The 18,552-nt window shown below is 55.3% G+C and carries 16 protein-coding genes; 15 read left to right on the forward strand and 1 reads right to left on the reverse strand.

Annotation, left to right across the window (positions count from 1 at the left end; genetic code table 11):
- Positions 1–12: 12 nt before the first annotated feature.
- The 11 genes from F556_RS0128135 to F556_RS0128185 all read left to right on the forward strand — a co-directional run bounded on the left by F556_RS0128135 (position 13) and on the right by F556_RS0128185 (position 12,680).
- Positions 13–861, forward strand: coding sequence for an ABC transporter ATP-binding protein (locus F556_RS0128135; RefSeq protein WP_020620336.1), 849 nt, complete (start codon positions 13–15; stop codon positions 859–861).
- 327 nt (positions 862–1,188) lie between these two features.
- Complete coding sequence (locus F556_RS0128140; RefSeq protein ID WP_020620337.1) at positions 1,189–2,448, forward strand: ATP-grasp domain-containing protein; 1,260 nt, start codon at positions 1,189–1,191, stop codon at positions 2,446–2,448.
- A complete protein-coding gene (locus F556_RS0128145) occupies positions 2,445–3,281 on the forward strand; it encodes a Rossmann-like domain-containing protein (RefSeq protein ID WP_020620338.1) in 837 nt (278 codons plus the stop codon). Before F556_RS0128140 ends, F556_RS0128145 begins: the two co-directional genes overlap by 4 nt.
- A complete protein-coding gene (locus tag F556_RS0128150; protein ID WP_020620339.1) occupies positions 3,278–4,081 on the forward strand; it encodes a class I SAM-dependent methyltransferase in 804 nt (267 codons plus the stop codon). Before F556_RS0128145 ends, F556_RS0128150 begins: the two co-directional genes overlap by 4 nt.
- 30 nt (positions 4,082–4,111) lie before the next feature.
- Positions 4,112–5,686, forward strand: coding sequence for an ABC transporter substrate-binding protein (locus F556_RS0128155; protein ID WP_020620340.1), 1,575 nt, complete (start codon positions 4,112–4,114; stop codon positions 5,684–5,686).
- 12 nt (positions 5,687–5,698) lie between these two features.
- Entirely contained in the window at positions 5,699–6,670 is a 972-nt protein-coding gene (locus tag F556_RS0128160) for an ABC transporter permease (RefSeq protein WP_020620341.1), read from the forward strand.
- Positions 6,654–7,490: an ABC transporter permease gene (locus F556_RS0128165; protein ID WP_020620342.1), complete on the forward strand. Its 837-nt coding sequence runs from the start codon at positions 6,654–6,656 to the stop codon at positions 7,488–7,490. The genes F556_RS0128160 and F556_RS0128165 overlap by 17 nt, the downstream gene beginning before the upstream one ends.
- 306 nt (positions 7,491–7,796) lie before the next feature.
- Positions 7,797–9,389, forward strand: a complete 1,593-nt coding sequence (locus F556_RS0128170) for an ABC transporter ATP-binding protein (protein WP_020620343.1) — start codon at positions 7,797–7,799, stop codon at positions 9,387–9,389.
- Between the two features lie 36 nt (positions 9,390–9,425).
- On the forward strand, positions 9,426–10,565 hold the full coding sequence (locus F556_RS0128175; RefSeq protein WP_020620344.1) for a cysteine synthase family protein: 1,140 nt from the start codon (positions 9,426–9,428) through the stop codon (positions 10,563–10,565).
- Between the two features lie 28 nt (positions 10,566–10,593).
- On the forward strand, positions 10,594–11,784 hold the full coding sequence (gene cntE, locus F556_RS0128180) for a staphylopine family metallophore export MFS transporter CntE (protein ID WP_020620345.1): 1,191 nt from the start codon (positions 10,594–10,596) through the stop codon (positions 11,782–11,784).
- A gap of 74 nt (positions 11,785–11,858) precedes the next feature.
- The gene (locus tag F556_RS0128185; protein WP_020620346.1) at positions 11,859–12,680 is read left to right on the forward strand and encodes a polysaccharide deacetylase family protein; all 822 of its coding nucleotides are present in this window, start codon (positions 11,859–11,861) and stop codon (positions 12,678–12,680) included.
- 118 nt (positions 12,681–12,798) lie between these two features.
- On the opposite strand, the gene F556_RS0128190 is transcribed toward F556_RS0128185, so the two are convergent.
- A complete protein-coding gene (locus F556_RS0128190) occupies positions 12,799–13,245 on the reverse strand; it encodes an SMI1/KNR4 family protein (RefSeq protein WP_020620347.1) in 447 nt (148 codons plus the stop codon).
- 103 nt (positions 13,246–13,348) lie between these two features.
- Between F556_RS0128190 and F556_RS0128195 the strand changes: the two genes are divergently transcribed.
- From F556_RS0128195 to F556_RS0128215, 4 genes are all read left to right on the forward strand, one after another.
- Positions 13,349–14,518 carry a TolB-like translocation protein gene (locus tag F556_RS0128195; protein WP_020620348.1) on the forward strand — a complete coding sequence of 390 codons (1,170 nt, stop codon included), beginning with the start codon at positions 13,349–13,351 and terminating at the stop codon, positions 14,516–14,518.
- A gap of 547 nt (positions 14,519–15,065) precedes the next feature.
- The gene (locus F556_RS0128205) at positions 15,066–15,965 is read left to right on the forward strand and encodes an ABC transporter permease (RefSeq protein WP_020620350.1); all 900 of its coding nucleotides are present in this window, start codon (positions 15,066–15,068) and stop codon (positions 15,963–15,965) included.
- Between the two features lie 9 nt (positions 15,966–15,974).
- Positions 15,975–16,850 (forward strand): carbohydrate ABC transporter permease, encoded by an 876-nt coding sequence (locus tag F556_RS0128210; RefSeq protein ID WP_020620351.1) that lies wholly within the window; start codon positions 15,975–15,977, stop codon positions 16,848–16,850.
- A 23-nt stretch (positions 16,851–16,873) separates the two neighbouring features.
- Entirely contained in the window at positions 16,874–18,460 is a 1,587-nt protein-coding gene (locus tag F556_RS0128215; RefSeq protein WP_020620352.1) for an extracellular solute-binding protein, read from the forward strand.
- Positions 18,461–18,552 lie beyond the last annotated feature (92 nt).

Raw genomic sequence — 18,552 nt, forward strand, 5'->3', positions numbered from 1 at the left:
AGCGTGGCACAGATGAGCCAGGCAGCACGACGGTCGATACAGGACATGGGTTTCGAAGATAAGGCAAGCATTAAGGAAGCGGCGCGTCCGGTTCAGCAGTCTGCTACCCGGGCCCGTATCGAAATCCAAGGCGTCCACAAACGGTATGTTTCCCGCAAAAGCACCTTCGAGGCGCTGCGCGATATTAATCTGTCCCTTGGCAGCAACGAGTTTCTAACCATCCTTGGCCCCTCCGGCTGCGGCAAATCCACGCTGCTGCGGATGGTGGCGGGGCTGGATGAACCGACGGAAGGGCAGCTGCTGATCGATGGCGAGGAAATCCATGGACCCGGCGCAGATCGGGGTATGGTGTTTCAGGGCTACACACTATTCCCCTGGCTGACTGTGCGGGAGAACATCGAGTACGGGCCCAAGCTGCAAGGGATGCCAACCTTGGAGCGCCGGAGCCTCTCCAACCATTGGTTGTCAGTGATTCGTCTGGAGCAGTTCGCCCAGGCTTATCCCAAGCAGCTCTCTGGCGGCATGAAGCAGCGGGTAGCCATCGCCAGAGCCCTCGCGAATCGGCCCAAGGTACTGCTGATGGATGAACCATTCGGGGCGCTGGATGCGCAGACCAAGCAGGAGATGCAGGAGATGCTACTGGAGGTGTGGGAGCGGGAGAAGACGACCGTCCTGTTCATTACCCATGATATCGACGAAGCGATCTTCCTCTCCCAGCGCATTGTCGTGATGGGTACCGGACCTGGACATCTGGCGGCGGAATATGAAGTGAAGCTCCCGGAGGGCCGGACGGCGGATGTGCGAGAGCACCCGGATTTTCTAGCGCTGAAGCGCGAGCTCTCGCACTTGTTGAAGCATTGATTGCAGTAGGCCCCCCGCAAGGGGGCCTTTGCTGTAGCTCTATTTGCTCGCACTCTCACCATTCATCCGCTGTAAGTTACCTTTCTTCCTCTATTTGTCCGCATTCCCGCCATCGGCCCACTGTAGCACACTTTTGTTCCTCTATTTACTTGAGAAACCGTTAGTCGCCCGCCGTAGCACACCTATCTTCCTCTATTTGCCCACATTCCCGCGCGACTCATATTTTTCTCCATATTTTCATTGACAATGTAAAATCCTGTATTGTATACTCCCCATTAATAGTAATAATAACGATTACTATTAAAACATATAATCAGGAGGTTGAACATGGCACATCTGTTGATGATCGAAAGCTGGGTAGGCGCAAGCGGTAATTTGCTGCCGCCGCTACTCCGGTCCTCGGGACATACCTACATCTTTGTCACACGCAAGCTGGAGCATTATCAAAGCGCGCATAGCACGGAGCAGCATCCGGTAGTGAAGTACGCCGATGAGGTGATCGTAACTGAGACGAACGACACAGCTGGCTTGATTGAGACGCTGCGGGCCCATACATTCGACGGAGTCATCACCGTATGTGACTACTATATCGAAACTGTGCAAAAGGTGGCCGAGGCTTTCGGACTGCCATGTCCATTCCCCCGCTCCGTACATAAGGTTCGCCACAAGCATCTGATGCGGCAGGCGCTAGATCAGGCAGGCGTGCCGAATCCGGCCTACCGTCTCGCAGGCAGCTGGGAAGAGACAACGCAGGCAGCATCAGAGATCGGCTATCCGCTGGTGCTCAAGCCGGTCGATCTGGCCTCCAGCGCCTTCGTCAGCCTGATCCGTAACGAACAAGAGCTGCAAGATGCGTACCGCGCGCTGGAGGTGTTCCCGCTGAATTTCCGCGATCAGCCACGTGATCGGACGTGCTTACTCGAGGCCTACATGTCCGGCGAGGAGATCAGCGTGGAGAGTGTCTCTTATCATGGGGAGACGACCATTCTGGGCATGACGGACAAATCCGTGACGGGCAGTCCCTATTTCATTGAAAACGGGCATATGTTCCCTGCACGGCTATCCCAAGAGGTTCAATCGGAGGTTGAGGCGCTGGTTCTGGCCTCGCTCCAGGCGACAGGCTACGATCATGGCATCGCCCATACCGAAGTGAAGCTGACGCCGGAAGGTCCGCGGATCGTCGAGATTAATCCAAGAACGGCAGGCAATTATATTGTCGAGCTGGTGGAGCGGGTGACGGGCATTGACCTCCTTGCAGCCTTCGCCGAGCTCTCACTGGGCCAGCGTCCCGACCTGACTCGGCAGGACCGTGAAGCCGTAAGCGCAGCCGTCATGTTCCTGATCCCGCCGCAACGCGGCACGATTGCAGAGCTGGAAGGCGCGCACACCCTGGAGGATGACGCCCGGATTGTCCGCTATAAGCTGGAGTCTTGTGAGCAGCGCCGGGTGGAGCAGCCGATCGACAACGCCTGCTACCTCGGCCATGTCATCGCAGAGGATACAGAGGGTTTGGCGGCGCGAGCGTATGCGGAAGCGGCGCTTGAACGGCTCGTTCTCCGGTATGACAAGCGGGAAGCGACGGTATGACCCATCCGCAGATGCAAGCTCAGATGACGATCGAAACGTTGCTTGAAGCCATACTGGACGGTGCGCTTGGCCCCAACCCGGCTAACCTGACGGTAACCGGCGCTTCCCAAATCTATCAAACCACCAAGTTTTCAGGCACGGCTGCCAGATATCACAACTATTATATGCTGCTGCGGGTCGAGGATGCATTTGGCGCCTGCTCTCATACGAAGGACCAGGTAGGAACAGAGGCTGCTGCCGAGCTATCCGGCAGCCCCTTATCAGATGCGCTGCGTGATGAGCGCTTGCCGGTCCGGATAGCGGCCATGGATGCCTATCTGGGCACCGTCTATCCGCATCGCCAGTTCAGTTCTGGACCACTGACCATTCCCCCGGGCACCCCCATCGAGAAGGCGAATCTGCGAGATCCGGCAATTGCCGATCTGGCGGCCATTACACCCGGACAGCAAGTGGCGCTGATCGGGGTCGTCAATCCCCTGGTGGAGGCGATTCAGGCAAGGGATGCGTTCTGTCTGCCCTGCGACCTGCAGTTGGAGATGACCAATAACGGGCAACCCGTGGAGAGGGATATGGAGGTGGTGCTGGAGCGGGCCGACAGCATTATCTGTACCGGTATGACGCTCAGCAATGGCTCCTTCGACCGCATCGTAACACGGGCGAGGGAGAGGGCCATCCCGCTGACCGTCTATGCGCAGACGGGCAGCGCCATCGCAGCCCGGTTCGTGGGGGCGGGCGTTACCGCCCTGCTGGCCGAGCCTTTTCCCTTCACCCAATTCAGCAGTGAGACATCCCAGTTGTACACCTATCAGATGCAGGGAGGAGAGCGTACATGACGACCCGGCTGCAGCTCGAGACCGATAATTTTCTTCATACCAATCCGGCGCTCTACGAAGCCTTCAATGGCGAGCACGATCAGAGCATGGCGCATTTCATTCACAAGCTGCTGGCGCATTACCGGCCCGGCTCCCGTGTCCTGGATATCGGCTCGGGTCTGGGACGAGAGGTGGCGTTTCTTCGCGAGGCGGGCTACGATGCTGTCGGTTTGGACAATTCTGAGGCGATGCTGACCTGGGCGCGGGACCGTTATCCCGGCGTGCCGTTTCATTATGGAGAGCAGGCAGACTTCTCCCTGGGACAATCGTTTGATGCCCTATATTGTGTAGGCAGTACCTTTCTCTACAACTTCACCAACGAAGCGATTCAAGCCAGTCTGCATTGTTTCAAAAACCATCTGCGCGAGGGCGGGCTCTTGTATCTGGATATGCGCAATGCCGCCTTCTTCCTGACCCGTGAAGGCCAGCGTTGGCTGACCGAGGAGCTGGCGGAGCAGCGTATCTTCGAGGGCCGCCCCGTCTCACTGCGTACACGCTTCAGTCTGAATCTGCCAGCTCAGCTGCTCCTGCGCGATTATTGCTGGAGCGTAGCAGAGGACGTCCCCATTACCGAGCATTTGCAGCACCGGCTGTTATTTCCGCAGGAGCTCGCACAGCATTTGCATACCGCTGGCTTCCGGTTGCTCCAGCTGTTTGACCAGCCGGCACCGCATACGCACGCGGATGCTGCTGCAGGCGATCTCTCTTTCACCGATGCGCTTACAGGCCGACGCTTGCAAGTCATTGCGCAAGCTGTATAAATTCTACAAGAACGTTCACCGGAGGTACCTATGACATTCCATACTCGTTCACTTATTCTTCTGCTGCTTGCCACAATTCTGGTGGCGGGCTGCGGCAACAATGCCCCGGCAGAGCACCCGCAAGAGGCAGCATCCGGCAACGTACAGCAGCAAGAGCAAGAACTGATCATCGCCGGGCAAGAGATTGCTGCCAGTCTGGATCCCGTTCAGCCATTAACCTCCAGCTATCTGAGACTTGCCGGCGCCGCAGAGGCGCTGTTCCAGGTCAATAGCGATGGTCAGATAGAACCTTCATTGGCTGAGGGCGCAGAGGAGATTGACGCCAACACCTGGGAAATCAAGCTCCGTCCTGGTGTTCAATTCTGGAGCGGCGCTTCTGTAGACGCTGCGGCTGTCATCGCCTCGCTGGAACGTTCCAAGGCACAGGATCTACAGGCCCAACCATTCCTCAGCGATCTAACCTTTACAGCGCTGGATGAGTTAACGATCCAGGTCAAGACCGCCGGGGAGCATCTGCCAGTTCCTCTGAATCTGTCTTACTACCAGACGGTCATCCATAACGCCGAAGCCAGCCATGATACAGTGGAAACAATGGATATGACCGGTATGTACCGGGTGGTGGAATTTGTACCCAAGCAGCGGTTGGTGCTGGAAATCAACGAGAACTACTGGGGAGATGCGCCGACGATTTCGCGGGTTGTCTACGAGGAGATCAGCGACGGCCAGACGCGGGCGTTGTCAGCGCTCAGCGGCCGCACGCATGTGGCGCTTAACATTCCGGTGACCAGTCTGCCAGAGTTCACGGGCAGTGACGCTGTTGATATCGTAGCAGCCCCGGTGGCCAACTCACAGACCATATATTTGAACCTGAATCAGCCTCAACTGCAGGATGTCCGCGTTCGGCAGGCGTTGTCTTGGGCGATTGACCGTGAGGAGCTCGTGCTGCTGGCTGCCGAAGGCCAGAGTGTGCCAATCTCGACGTGGCTGAGCTCCAATCCGGACTATGCCGAAGCCCGTGATGCGGTCTATGACAGGGTGAATCAGGAGCGGGCCGGGCAACTGCTGGATGAAGCTGGATGGCTGGCAGGCGATGACGGTTTGCGTGCCAAGGACGGCAAGGTGTTATCGATACGGCTGATGACCTGGGGCGGCGACAAGGCCTTGGGCGAGGCGCTGCAAAACTACTGGTCCCAAATCGGCATTCAAGCCCAAGTGCAGCATGGTGACTATAGTCTGATCGAGACGGCACGCGAATCGGGGGACTGGGATGCTTCCATTGAGGCCTGGAATACCTTTGGCGATACGTATACGCTGCTGGCTGGCCAGTATTCGCCCGAAGGAAGCGCCAATTACGGTAGCTATGAGGATGAGCAGACCGTGGCTTTGCTGGAGGAGATGAGAACGGAAACGGATGCTGAAGCCAAGCGCGAGTTGGCGCTGCAGGTGAATACCAGAGTAGCCGAGCAAGCGCCGGTCATTGCTTTGTTCCCTCGTCCGCACCTTACCGCAGTCAGCAGCCAGCTGGAGGGCTTCAAGGAGCACTTCCGACAATTTGAGAATGTAGTGAAAGCAGACCTGTCACTGGGTACGGCCCGGGCCAATTAGGCGGAACAGGACATGGTCTATGTACTCGTTCGCAAGCTGCTGGCAGCCGTCCTCACGTTGTTCTGCGCAACCTTGATCCTGTTTGTACTGACGCGGCTGTCGCCCGGCGACCCTGTGAAGGTGCTGCTGGGCCGCTCAGCCGAGGTGGCCATGAGTGACACGGCCGCCTACCAGCAGAAGGCGGATGAGCTGAGGAGCCAATGGGGGCTAGACCAGTCGGTGACGGATCAATATCTGCGATGGGTTACCGGTCTGCTGAAGCTGGATCTGGGAAATTCCATGCATACGGGAAGACCGGTCAGCACTGAGATTGCCGAGCGGCTGCCGGCGACGGCACTGCTCGCAGTAGCGGCACTGCTGCTGCAGCTAGTGCTCGGACTTGTGTTCGGCGCCCTGTCAGCCATCAGCGCCGGGAAATGGAGCGATCATGTCATCCGGTGGATCTGTGTAGCCTTGGCCTCGATTCCTGTCTTTGTTATTGGGCTGGTCTTCCTGCTCTGGTTTGCCGTCCGGTTGGGCGTGTATGAGATCAGCAGCGAAGCCAGTCTCTCCAGACTCTGGCTGCCTGCCGTCACACTTGGACTCATCGGCGCACCTCAAATCATTCGGGTCGTCCGTGCCAATATGCTGGCTGAACTTGGGCAGCTGTATGTGCAGTCTGCCCTTGCCAGAGGGCTGGCGCTCCGTCTGATTATCCGTCAGGTCATGCGCAGCACGCTGCTGCCCGTCCTGACGATGGCGTCCCTCTCCCTTGCTGCGCTGATCAGCGGAGCGGTCGTCGTGGAGAGCATTTTCGCCTGGCCTGGGATTGGCAAGTACGCGCTGGATAGCATTTTATTGAAGGACTATCCCGTCATCCAGGGCTATGCCTTTGTGATGGTAACAGCAGTCATTCTAATCAATCTGCTGACCGAAGCGGTCTATTCCATCCTGGATCCCCGCATCCGCAGAAAGGGAGTCGCCACAAGTGAATCGACTGCGTAACGGACGCTATCCGCTAAGTCTGACTGCAGGCCTCGTCATCCTCGGCTTGATTGCCTTGCTGGTTGCCGGGGCCCCGCTGCTGGCGCCGCACGATCCCTTGGAGCAAAAGGCTGCGGAACGTCTGGAGAAACCTAGCGCTTCTCACCTACTGGGTACGGACCGTTTCGGCAGAGATGTACTCTCACGGACACTGCATGGGGGGAGTATGACGCTGGGGGCCTCTGTGCTGGCACTGGCCAGCGCGCTCGCCATCGGTTTGCTGGCCGGCCTGGTGGCGGGGATGTTCCACCGGACCTGGGTGGACGTGGTGCTGATGCGAATCATCGATACGCTGATGGCTTTCCCTTTTATGGTGCTTGCCATTGTCATTGCTGCGCTGTTCGGCACCGGCTTCATCCATCTGCTGATTGCTATCGTCTCGGTGTGGTGGGTGGCTTTTGCCCGCCTGACACGCAGCGTGGTGCTGCAGCTCAAGTCGGAGACGTCGATTGCGGCAGCTCAGGTGCTGGGTGCGGGAACGACCGTGATTCTTATGCGGGAGCTGCTGCCGAGGGCAATGAGTCCGGTGCTGATCCTAGCAACGTTTGAGCTGGGCAGCCTGATTCTTACGCTGTCAGCGCTGTCGTTCCTGGGATTGGGCGCGCAGCCGCCTTCACCTGAATGGGGCAGTATGCTGGCGGATGGCAGAGATCATTTTCTGCAAGCGCCGCATATTTTGCTGGGGCCTACGCTCTTTATTGTCATGACAGTGCTTGCGTTCAATCTCATCGGCGAAGGCCTGCGAGACCGGCTCGATCCGTATGAGCGGGCAAAACTCTAATGAAACGTAATTGGCGAGGCACGCTACCGAAACTACATATTCTTATTTCGATCAGAAGCCACCTTTCTATCATCTAAGGAAACGACGTATCGCTATTCCTCATCATATCCACCCCTATTGAGGTCTGAGGGACTAAAAGCGATACCACGTTTCTTTAGAATCCAATAAAAGCCGATTTTAACGAAATAGCGTTACCTGGTTTCCTTAGCCGCCTCTTGCATATGCCAGCGATCGCAAAAATACATTGATGCCCGTAAGCTCCTTTTTAAGGGCAGCCGGATGAATTCTACATAAGGGGGGCGGGAGATGACGAGCAGGGAGAAGGAAGTCGTACTGCGCGTGGATGGACTGCAGGTGGCTTATCGGCAGAATGGCATAAGCAAGGTTGTTCTGAACGATCTCGACCTGGAGCTAAGAAGCGGCGAAATCGTCGCGCTATTGGGGGAGAGTGGCTCCGGCAAATCAACGATTGCCAAAGCGATAACGGGACTGCTGCCGCCCTCGGCACAAATACAGGAAGGGACGCTGCAGTTGGCGTCAGAACCTCCAATTCATCTGAACCGCAAGGATACGGATTGGGAGCGCATCCGCGGACGCCGACTGGGCATGCTGTTTCAGGATGCCCGGCTGGCCTTGAACCCTGTGCTGAAAATCAAGGAGCACTTCCGGGAAAGTCTGCTCTTCCATCGGCTGGCTGCACCGCAAGATGTCCTGCCGATAGCGTCCGCACTGCTCAGCAAACTGAACTTCGCTGACCCGGGCCGGGTACTGGAGAGCTATCCCTTCCAGCTCAGCGGGGGAATGTGTCAGCGGGTCTGTCTTGCCTTGAGTCTGAGCCTCCAGCCGGCAGTGCTGATCGCAGACGAGCCGACCTCGGCACTGGATACCGTCAGTCAACGCGAGGTGCTGGAGCTGCTGCTGCGGCTGCAAGCGGAGCAGGGGCAGACGGTGCTCTTAATTACGCATGACCTCGCAGTAGCGAAGGCGGTGAGCAACCGGGTGCTTGTGCTGCGTGAAGGGAGGATGGAGGAGCAGGGCCTTACCAGCGATGTGTTGCTCCGCCCGAAGTCTGCTTATACCCGGCAACTGCTAGATGCACGCTCGCACCGACTCAAGCCTTTGGTTCTGAAGCCGGGGCGTGCAATTGTACTGGAAGCTTCGCAGCTGCACAAGCACTATGGGCGTGCTTCTGTTCTCCAAGGCGTCGATTTGAGCGTAGCTGAGGGCGAGATTGTCGGTATTCTCGGCGAGAGCGGGTGTGGCAAATCGACGCTGGCACGCTGTCTGACCGGATTGGAACGGCCGGACGGGGGGAGCATACGGTATCACGGCAAGGAGACAATAGGCTTGCGCGGCAGACAAAAGCGCGAGTTGTGCAAGCAAGTTCAGATGGTTTTTCAGGACGCGAGAGCCAGTCTGAATCCCGGCCGTACTGCGCTTCAACTCGTTCAGGAGCCGCTTCGCTATCTCAAGCTCGGCGGACGCAAGGAGCGGGAAGCGATGGCGGCTTACTATCTTCATGAAGCAGGCATTACAGACGAGGCGCAGCATCGCCGTCCGCCCCAGCTCAGTACAGGCCAGTGCCAGCGAATCGCGATTGCCAGGGCGCTCGTCGTTCAACCGGACATCCTGATCTGCGACGAAGCGGTGTCTGCGCTCGATATGAGCGTGCAGGCCCAGATCCTGAAGCTGCTGCAGCGTCTCAACCGCAGGTTCGGCTTCTCGATCATTATGATTTCTCATGATATCCGGGTGCTGCAATCTTTTTGCCATGTTATTGCCGTCATGCATCAAGGTCATTTCTGTGAACTCAAACCAGGCGCATCGCTGCATACGAGCGAGGAGGCGTACACGCAGACTCTGCTTCGGTGTGCCGGAGATATGGAAGCCGGGCTATAGAGGATGATCGGATCACCTTCGAGGAGGGACCACTGAATGAAAGCGAGTATATTGGAGACAATCGGCCATACACCACTGCTTACGATACCCAACACCAATCATGCCAATGAAGCACAAATTCTCATGAAATACGAGCGGTACAATCCGGGCGGCAGCATCAAGGACCGGGCGGCCTTGCACATCATCAAGGAGGCAGAGCGGCGGGGATTGCTAAAACCGGGCGGCACGATTATTGAATCGTCCAGCGGCAACTTCGGCATCTCGCTAGCGATGATTGGAGCTGCCAAGGGATATCGCGTCATCATCCTCATCGATCCCAAGACGACTAGCGCCAATCGGGCACTCATCGAGAGCTTCGGCGCCGAGGCAATCGTCGTTACCGAACAAGACGATTGCGGCAGCTATCACAAGACCCGGATCGCGCTGGCTAACCGGCTGGCTGACGAAATTGAAGGCGCCTATCGTCCCGACCAATGCTTCAATCTGTTGAATAGCGAAGCCCACTATGCGAGCACGGCGCGCGAAATTCTGGATGACAGTGGCGGCGAGTTGTCCGTATTCATCACTGCCGTCAGCACCGGCGGCCAACTCGGCGGCATCTCCAAATATCTCAAAACCTTCGCTCCCCATGTGCAGGTAATCGGTGTCGATGCCGTGGGCTCTGCGATCTTCGGCGGGCGCTCGGACGCGTACCGGATCCCGGGGATTGGACTGGGCTGGACGCCTGTGAATCTGGAGATGAGCCGGATTGATGAAGCTTACAAAATTACCGACGAACAGGCTTTTGTGACCGCACGTGCCTTTGCCCGTCGGGAAGGCATTCTGATGGGGCCCTCCAGCGGCGCCTGTGCTCTGGTTGCTCTCAAGAAGGCACAGATGCTGCCACCGGGCGAACGGGTGGTCTGCATGATCGCCGACGGCGGTGACCGTTATATCCCTACCTTGTTCAATACGGAATGGATAACTGCCCAGGGCTTCGACACAACAGCGGATATGACGGTAGTCCGCCAGATGGCGGCCGAACTAACACCGTGGAGCGTCTGTCCAGCCGCGGATGCCAACTATCGCGCAGACCTCGTCGCGAGTCTGGAGGTGCCGCAGTCGACGCTGGATATGAACACAGAGCTGCTGCACGGCCGCGAGGTCGGAGTAGCGGCGTCCCGGTACATCGACTAGATCTTTAGAAGACGGAGGGTAACGACTGTTGCGTAACCGGACCCAGCTGGCCACATCGTGGCCATTCGTTCGCCTGTATATGCTGGCTTTTTTATTTTTCAGCGCTAATTCCATTCTGAATGTCATTCTGCCCCTCCGCAGTGAGAGTATGGGCGCCAGCAACACGATGATCGGCCTGATTATGGGAACCTACATGCTGACCTGTATGGTATTCCGGCCATGGGCCGGTCATATCGTCCGCAAGTACGGGGCCGTCCGTGTCCTGCGCTTGCTCCTGATCGCCAACGGGGCAGCTATTCTGCTGTACACCGTTTCTGGTCTGGAAGGCTTTTTTGCGGCTCGTCTGATCCAGGGTATCGCCACTGCCTTTTTCTCCATGGCACTGCAGATGGGCATTATCGATGCGCTGCCAGAGGAGGAGCGCTCGCAGGGCGTCTCCTTGTATTCACTCTCGACGTACATGCCGGCCATTCTGGGACCGCTGGCTGCGCTGGGTATCTGGGAATGGGGTGGCATGAATGGCTTTGCGGCTACCATGATGGTGATTGCCGTGGCGACAGGCCTGTTCGGTTTCCGGACCTCCATCCAGCCAGCACGATTGTCCCAGACAGAGGAAGAAGCAGTGTCCAAGGCAGGGCCGCTGCGCCAGCTGATCCGCCAGCCGGCCTTTGTTACCAGCAGTCTGCTGATGCTGATGGCCTCGATGGTGTTCGGCGCCGTCGCGGTCTTCATACCGCTGTATGCGGGTCAGATCGCCTGGGGCAATGCGGGCGTATACTTGATGATTCAGGCCGGTGTCATTGTGCTCTCCCGATTTGCGCTCCGCAGGCGGGTTCCCTCTGACGGGCGCTGGCATCCGGGATTCATCCAGGGCATTCTTCTGCTAGCTGGCGTTGCGGCGCTCATGCTGGCTCTGGCACCCTCAGCAGGTCCATGGCTGCTGTATACGGCCGCCGTGCTGATGGGGATCGCCCAGGCCTTGTTGTATCCCACCTTGACTACATATCTGACGTTTGTGCTGCCCGCCGCTTCCCGCAATGTCCTGATTGGCCTGTTCATCGCTTCCGCCGACCTCGGCATCTCGCTTGGCGGGATGGCGCTCGGCCCCGTGGCCGACGCCCTGTCGTATTCGGCAGTGTATGCGGTGTGCTGCGGCCTGATGGTCGCGGCTTCGGTAACGGCTTGGATCAGCGGCCGGGCTTTGACAGTCCGTGCATGAGCTACCTCTTTGCACCTTAGCTCTCCACTGGTAAACTGAAACTGTGAAACGAAGTGGAGAGCAGGAGGGATAGGATGACTAGTATTCTCATGTGCTACCCGGAGGGACGGCACAAAGCACTAACGCTGAGCTACGATGATGGCCGGTTTGCGGACCGGCGGCTGGTGGAGATTTTCAACCGGCATGGACTCAAGGGGACGTTTCATATTAATGCCGGCCTGCTGGGTGCGCCGGACCGCCTAGATGCGGAGGAAGCGGGCAAGCTGTATGAAGGGCATGAGATTTCGGCCCATACGCTGACCCACCCAACGATTGCCCGCTGCCCGAACGAGCAGATCATTCATGAAGTGATGGAGGACCGCCGCCAGCTGGAGCGAATTACCGGCTATCCGGTCCGGGGGATGTCATATCCGAATGGTTCCTACAGTCCGCGAGTGAAAGCGCTTTTGCCGGGACTCGGCATCGAGTACGCCCGCGTCGTAGCCAGCTCGGGTCAGTTTGGACTGCCTCATGATCTGCTGGAGTGGCAGCCGACCTGCCATCATAACCATGATCTGCTGCAGCATGCCGAAACGTTTCTTGGCCTGTTCAAGCAGCAATACTTGTATTTGATGTACGTCTGGGGACACAGCTATGAGTTCGACAACGACAACAATTGGCAGCTCATGGAGGAGTTCGGCGCCATGATCGGTGGTCAGCCGGACATCTGGTATTGCACCAACATGGAGTTTGTGAACTATGTCCGAGCGTTTGATAATCTGCAATTTGCCGCTGACTTGAGCTTTGTCTCCAACCCGTCAGCAGCCAGCGTCTGGATCAAGGTAAACGGCGACACCGTTCAGGTGCAAGGCGGCCAGCAGGTACGGCTGGACAACCTTCCGCGCAAGCGGTGCTGACTCAGAGAAAACTCCTAGGGTGGGAAGTCATTACCTTGTAAAAGAAAGAGGGCATCTAGCTCGCTTCGTTTACGAGTTAGGTGCCTAATTTTGTGTCCCTATGGGTGAAAGGTTAGTCCTACTCACTAGGACGAAGACGGGCGACAAATTCTGTGAAGCTCAACGCCAGCACCTTTACATTGTCCTCCATCATCTGCTGGGCTTGCTCCGGGGTCTCGGCTTCGTCCTCTGCATCTTCACGCATCATGGCCTCTTCATGTTCCATAACCAGTACGGTAGGGGAACCGGGGGTATTCCTGTAATCCAGCAAATAATTGTTCCCGCTGCTCACGCTCCAGGCGATTGGAATGATGCGAGAAGGATCCGGGTTCACCTCATCTACAAGATCTCTGTTGGTAGAGATGAATTTGGCATCCAGAGGGTGAAAACGAATCTCCCAATCTCGTACCTCGCCATCTTCCATCAAATCATACGAAGAGCTCAGCATCCCACCCAACGCATGAAGGTATGCCTCGGGAAAGATAATTCCGTAATATTCTTGAATGGTTTGGATCGTGTTCTCCATTTATTCATTCCTCCCACGCACTGTCGCTTATCCATTTATTTAGCCAATAATTTGTTGTAATGTCAATTCTTAATTCACTCCAATCAAAAGGAGGGCGTAATCGATGGAAAAGGTGAAAAATCAGCTGCTGCCGGCCAAGCGTATCACGCCGGACAACGGACATTATTTCTACGGCTATTATGACAATCCGGCCTTCGACGGGGAAGCGCGGTATCACTTGTGTCATCGCGTCCCGTTCTATGATCGTTACCCGACGGCGGACGATACGGCCGAGTTGGGGATGATTGAGCTGGCGACGGGACGCTACATCCCGCTGGCCGAGACGACGTGCTGGAACTTTCAGCAGGGCACAATGCTCCAATGGCATCCGGCCGCACCGAACGATGAAGTGATCTTCAACGCACGCGAGGACGGTGCTTGCCGGGGCGTCGTGTTGAATGTGCATACTAAGGCCCGCCGACTGCTGGAGCAGCCGGTTGTCAATGTGGATCCGACCGGACGATGGGCGCTCAGCGTCAATTTCGACCGAATGTTCGACTTCCGTCCCGGCTATGGGTACGCGGGTAAACGCGACCGCTTCTATGACGAACCCCAACCGGCGGCAGACGGGGTCTATCTGACCGAGCTGGCAACGGGAGAGAGCCGGCTTGTCCTGTCGTTGGCGGAGATTGGCGCGCTAACCGGCGCTGACCCGGGGGCGAAGCTCCTGGTCAACCACATCAATTTCAATACGGACGGCAGCCGCTTCCTGCTCCTGGCCCGCAATTTCCCGACGGCGGGCGGCCACTGGAAGACGGCGATGCTCACCGCTAATAGCGACGGTTCGGACCCGTTCCTGCTCTCCGGGTATGCCAGCGCCTCCCATTATCATTGGCGGGACCGCGAGCAGCTCGTCATCTGGGCGAGCTCGCAAGTCGCATCGTCGCCGGGCGAGCAACTGCTGGTGCTGCAAGACCAGACCCAGCAGAAGGAGGCGCTGGACCCGGCATTCTTCCTGCGCGACGGCCACTGCAGCTACTCGCCCGACCGGAAATGGCTGCTCTACGACAGCTACCCTGATGCCGATCACTACCGCCACCTGTATGTATACGATCTTGTGCGCAGGCAAGGCCATACACTCGCCTCGTATTATTCGGACCCGGCAATCAGCGGCGACCTGCGCTGCGACCTGCACCCGCGCTGGACCCGCTTCGGCACGGCGATCTCGTTCGATTCCATTCACGAGGGCCAGCGTGCCATCTATTCTATGGATGTGCGGGAAATTATAGGCTGATCGTCATCATTTTTGTCCGAAGCGCAGAGCTGCCGCAGTAACTTTCCGATGTACTCTGAACACTCAGGTGGAGGTTGATCCACTTGGGTGTTTTTGTGCTGGAATGCAACGAACAGCGCCGCCATTGGACGGCGCAGCCGATTCTAACGGACACCACGACCGCTATTTTACTTGAAATCGATGGTTTGAAATTGTAACGGCCATATACGCACCTATTTGCCTAGCCGGTGCCTAATGTAGCCTGATTTCACTGAAATAAGTGCGCGGGTGGCCGTTAAATTGGCGAACCAGGCGAAATGGTTGAAATAAGCGCGTGGGTGGCCGTTAGAGCAAAATGAAAGATAAAAGCACCTTTTTTGACCAAAGGCACATTTCTTCACTTGCAATATCCCCCTATATACCGCGTGACGGCACTGGAAAAGGATTGTGCTGTGAAAAAAATGTGTTACTTGCGGGAGCCTGCGCCATCCAAGCATAATTGGTGTTGGCTGCAGCCCACTTAAACTACCGCATGGAGAGCTGGAACGAAAGGGGCGGTGTAAGGAACATGTTCAAGAGTAGACGGTTCCAGTACAACATTCCATTGTTTATTATGTTTGCTCCGATTATCGCTTATTTTCTCATTTTCAAGTTTGCTCCAATGGGTGGACTGGTGATCGCTTTTAAAAATTACAACTTTACCGATGGCATTTGGGGGAGTGCCTGGGTTGGACTGGATCACTTTCATACCCTCTTTACCAATCCGAATATGCTCAATATTTTGCGAAACACGCTGGTGCTAAGTTTCCTGCAATTGGTGCTTGGTTTTCCGTTTCCGATTCTATTGGCATTGATGATTAATGAGATCCGTCGATCGTGGTTCAAGAAAACCGTACAAACCGCCGTTTTCTTTCCACATTTCCTCAATTGGGTCATTGTCGGTGGCATCGTGATTACGATTTTTTCTCAAGAAACAGGCATAGTCAATAACATCATGAGATGGTTAACCGGAGACAGTTACCCTTATTTGTACAATACGGGCTCATGGCTTGCGATCTTCATTGGATCCGGCATTTGGAAGAGTGCAGGATGGGGAGCCATTATTTATTTGGCGGCATTGGCCGGGGTCGACCAGTCCCTATACGAAGCAGCAGGACTCGACGGCGCCAGTCGTCTGAGACAGATGTGGCATATTTCCCTGCCTTCCATCCGACCCGTCATTTTTATCATTCTGATCCTGTCGATCGGGAGCATCATGGAAGTAGGGTTCGATCAGGTCTATATGCTGCAGAACTCAGCCGTTTCACAGATTGCCGATGTTATTTCAACCTGGAATTACAGGGTAGGCATAACAGGCGGAAGATTTAGTCTCGCGGCCGCTTTAGGATTTTTCGAATCCATCATAGGTCTCATCCTGGTTTTGACGGCCAATTCGATTGCACGCAGATTTAATAATGGATTGTGGTAGGTGATAATGATGAGAGAATCGCAAGGGGACAAAACATTCGGTGTCGTCAATAACATCCTGCTCCTATTGTTCAGTTTGAGCTGTCTGCTGCCCATGGTTCATCTGATTGCCTTGTCATTCAGCTCGCAATCGGCCATTGTATCAGGCCAGGTCGGACTGTGGCCGGTTGGTTCGACTATACAGGCTTACGAGAAACTATTCGAAAACAGCCGAATTTTAACCGCTTTCAAGAATAGTGTCATCATTACGATTGTGGGCGTAGCTTTGAATCTGCTGTTTACAATCTTATGTTCATTTCCTTTATCCCGTTCTTACATGTATGGCCGGCGTTTCTTTACCTTGGCCATTGTGTTTACGATGCTGTTCTCCGGCGGGCTGATTCCCGGATATTTGCTGGTCAAGTCTCTTGGTCTAGTGGATACCTACGGCGCGATCTGGCTGCCGGGTCTGGTCAGTGTCTACAACATGCTGGTGATGCGTACGTTCTTTCTAGGGATTCCCGAAGAATTGGTGGAATCGGCGCGGATGGACGGCGGCGGAGAATGGACCGTTTTGTTCCGGATTTTTCTGCCGCTTTCGCTGCCTGTTATCGCTGCCCTCGGGTTGTTCTACGGGGTGGGGCACTGGAATGCGTTTTTCAACATGCTTATTTTCATCCACTCTCCGGATAAACACAATCTGGCTGTCATGGTCCAACAGATGATTATGAGTCAATCTATCATGCAGGAGATCGGCAACTTATCTCCCGAAGATTTTAAAACGATAACGCCAGAATCGATTAAATCGGCAGGGATTATCGTGATGGTTGTACCGATGCTGCTGGTTTACCCGTTTTTGCAGAAATACTTTATTAAAGGCATGCTGATTGGCGCAGTTAAAGGTTAGCACATAAAAGGAGGACTTATGGTATGAAGACAATGAGAAAATCGGTTTCATTCATGCTTGCTTCATTAGTGGTATTGGTGACCATATTAGCTGCCTGCTCTGGCGGCAACAATGAGGGAACCACAGGTGGTGAAAGCGATCCGAACGTAAAAAAAGATCCTATTACCGTATCGATGTATGATCGGGGTAACGTCCCCCCGGAAGTGGGCACGGTCGATAACAACTTATGGACCCAATGGATTAATGAAACCGTTCCAGTCGAATATGTTCCCGTACCGCGTTGGGAGTCTGTACAGCGGTTCAATACCCTGCTGGCCGCCGGCGATGCACCCGATCTCATCCTTGAATACGATAACGCGTACCGTAATCAATTATATTTGCAAAAGCAATTAATGCCGATCGAAGAGCTGATTGAGCAGCACAGTGTGGAATACAAAGCATTGCTGGAGGAATTCCCGCTCCTGCGGCAATTGGGCACCAAATCGGATGGTCAACTGTATGAGTTTGGACGCTTGCTGGGCTACATACCAGGCGGATATCTGTTTATCCGTGAGGATCTGCTGGAAGCAGCCGGACTAGAGGTGCCGCAGACTGTGGAGGAAGCATACGAAGCGATGAAGAAGGTCAAAGCGGATCAGCTGGCCACGTTCGGCACCAATATGAGCGGTTACAATTGGATGGACGTTGCTTTTCAGAATACGACATGGGTGCTTGAGGATGGCGACATGGTGAAGGATTGGGAACGTGTTGCAGCTGCCACTCAATACAAGAAGCAGCTTTTTGACGAAGGGTTGATTGACAGGGATTTCATGACGGATAAAAATGGAGAGAAGGCGTTACAAGATTTTGTGCAAGGCAACACCTTCATGTTTGGATTCGCGGGGAATGCCTTACTCGTCTATAATAATTATGAAACCTTAAAAAGTAATGTACCCGATGCGAAGCTTGCTGTCATCCCGTTGCCACGCAGCGAGTTTGGGCAGTTCAGCCCCTATTTTAACGATCCGGTCCAGATGACCGGCGTGGTCAATATCAAAGCGGAAGATCCGGAATCGGTGATGCGCTATGTGGATCTGATGAGCAGCGATTCGATGGCTCATACGCTGAAGTATGGACAGGAAGGCGTTCATTATGAGATGGTTGACGGCGTAGAGCAAACCTTGGATCAGGATAAGTATGAAAAAGAGGTCAGCTGGCTGGGAGACTATCGGATGTTGGGCGGACAACATATTATTAATGAATTCACCAAGTATTTAGAGGATTTGGACCAGTCAGATCCATTTGATAAAGAGGTTCATACCCTGCTTGAAACGGCCTTTAACCTCTATATTGACAGAGAACGGCCATTGCCGGAAGTGACCAAATACATGCCCGGGCTGCCGGATGATATCCAGTTTGTCGTCTCCAATGTCAATGAGCCTATGTCTGACCTGTGGAGCAGAGCCATCGTAGGCGGTAGTAATGCAACGGTCGACAAGACGCTGGAGGAGGCCAAGACGTTGTGGTCAAGATCTGACGGCGAACAAGTCGAACAATTCTATTTGGAATGGTATAGAGAAAACAAAGACACCTGGGTTTTCACAGAAGATCTCTACGATATGAATTTCTAATGGAGTAAGATGGCTTCTGTCTGCAGCGTCCGTTGCAGGCAGGAGCCTCATGTTAGGTTGAGATTGATAAGGGGTGAAAGAAGGTGAATCAC

The organism is Paenibacillus daejeonensis DSM 15491 (assembly GCF_000378385.1).
GTDB classification, from domain to species: Bacteria; Bacillota; Bacilli; order Paenibacillales; family Paenibacillaceae; genus Paenibacillus_D; species Paenibacillus_D daejeonensis.

Coding starts and splice junctions, on each gene's coding strand:
- F556_RS0128175 (WP_020620344.1), top strand. CDS start 9,426: ATGAAAGCGAGTATATTGGAGACAATCGGCCATACACCACTGCTTACG.
- F556_RS0128190 (WP_020620347.1), bottom strand. CDS start 13,245: ATGGAGAACACGATCCAAACCATTCAAGAATATTACGGAATTATCTTT.
- F556_RS0128135 (WP_020620336.1), top strand. CDS start 13: ATGAGCCAGGCAGCACGACGGTCGATACAGGACATGGGTTTCGAAGAT.
- F556_RS0128160 (WP_020620341.1), top strand. CDS start 5,699: ATGGTCTATGTACTCGTTCGCAAGCTGCTGGCAGCCGTCCTCACGTTG.
- F556_RS0128215 (WP_020620352.1), top strand. CDS start 16,874: ATGAAGACAATGAGAAAATCGGTTTCATTCATGCTTGCTTCATTAGTG.
- F556_RS0128210 (WP_020620351.1), top strand. CDS start 15,975: ATGAGAGAATCGCAAGGGGACAAAACATTCGGTGTCGTCAATAACATC.
- F556_RS0128205 (WP_020620350.1), top strand. CDS start 15,066: ATGTTCAAGAGTAGACGGTTCCAGTACAACATTCCATTGTTTATTATG.
- F556_RS0128140 (WP_020620337.1), top strand. CDS start 1,189: ATGGCACATCTGTTGATGATCGAAAGCTGGGTAGGCGCAAGCGGTAAT.
- F556_RS0128155 (WP_020620340.1), top strand. CDS start 4,112: ATGACATTCCATACTCGTTCACTTATTCTTCTGCTGCTTGCCACAATT.
- F556_RS0128170 (WP_020620343.1), top strand. CDS start 7,797: ATGACGAGCAGGGAGAAGGAAGTCGTACTGCGCGTGGATGGACTGCAG.
- F556_RS0128145 (WP_020620338.1), top strand. CDS start 2,445: ATGACCCATCCGCAGATGCAAGCTCAGATGACGATCGAAACGTTGCTT.
- F556_RS0128195 (WP_020620348.1), top strand. CDS start 13,349: ATGGAAAAGGTGAAAAATCAGCTGCTGCCGGCCAAGCGTATCACGCCG.
- F556_RS0128150 (WP_020620339.1), top strand. CDS start 3,278: ATGACGACCCGGCTGCAGCTCGAGACCGATAATTTTCTTCATACCAAT.
- F556_RS0128185 (WP_020620346.1), top strand. CDS start 11,859: ATGACTAGTATTCTCATGTGCTACCCGGAGGGACGGCACAAAGCACTA.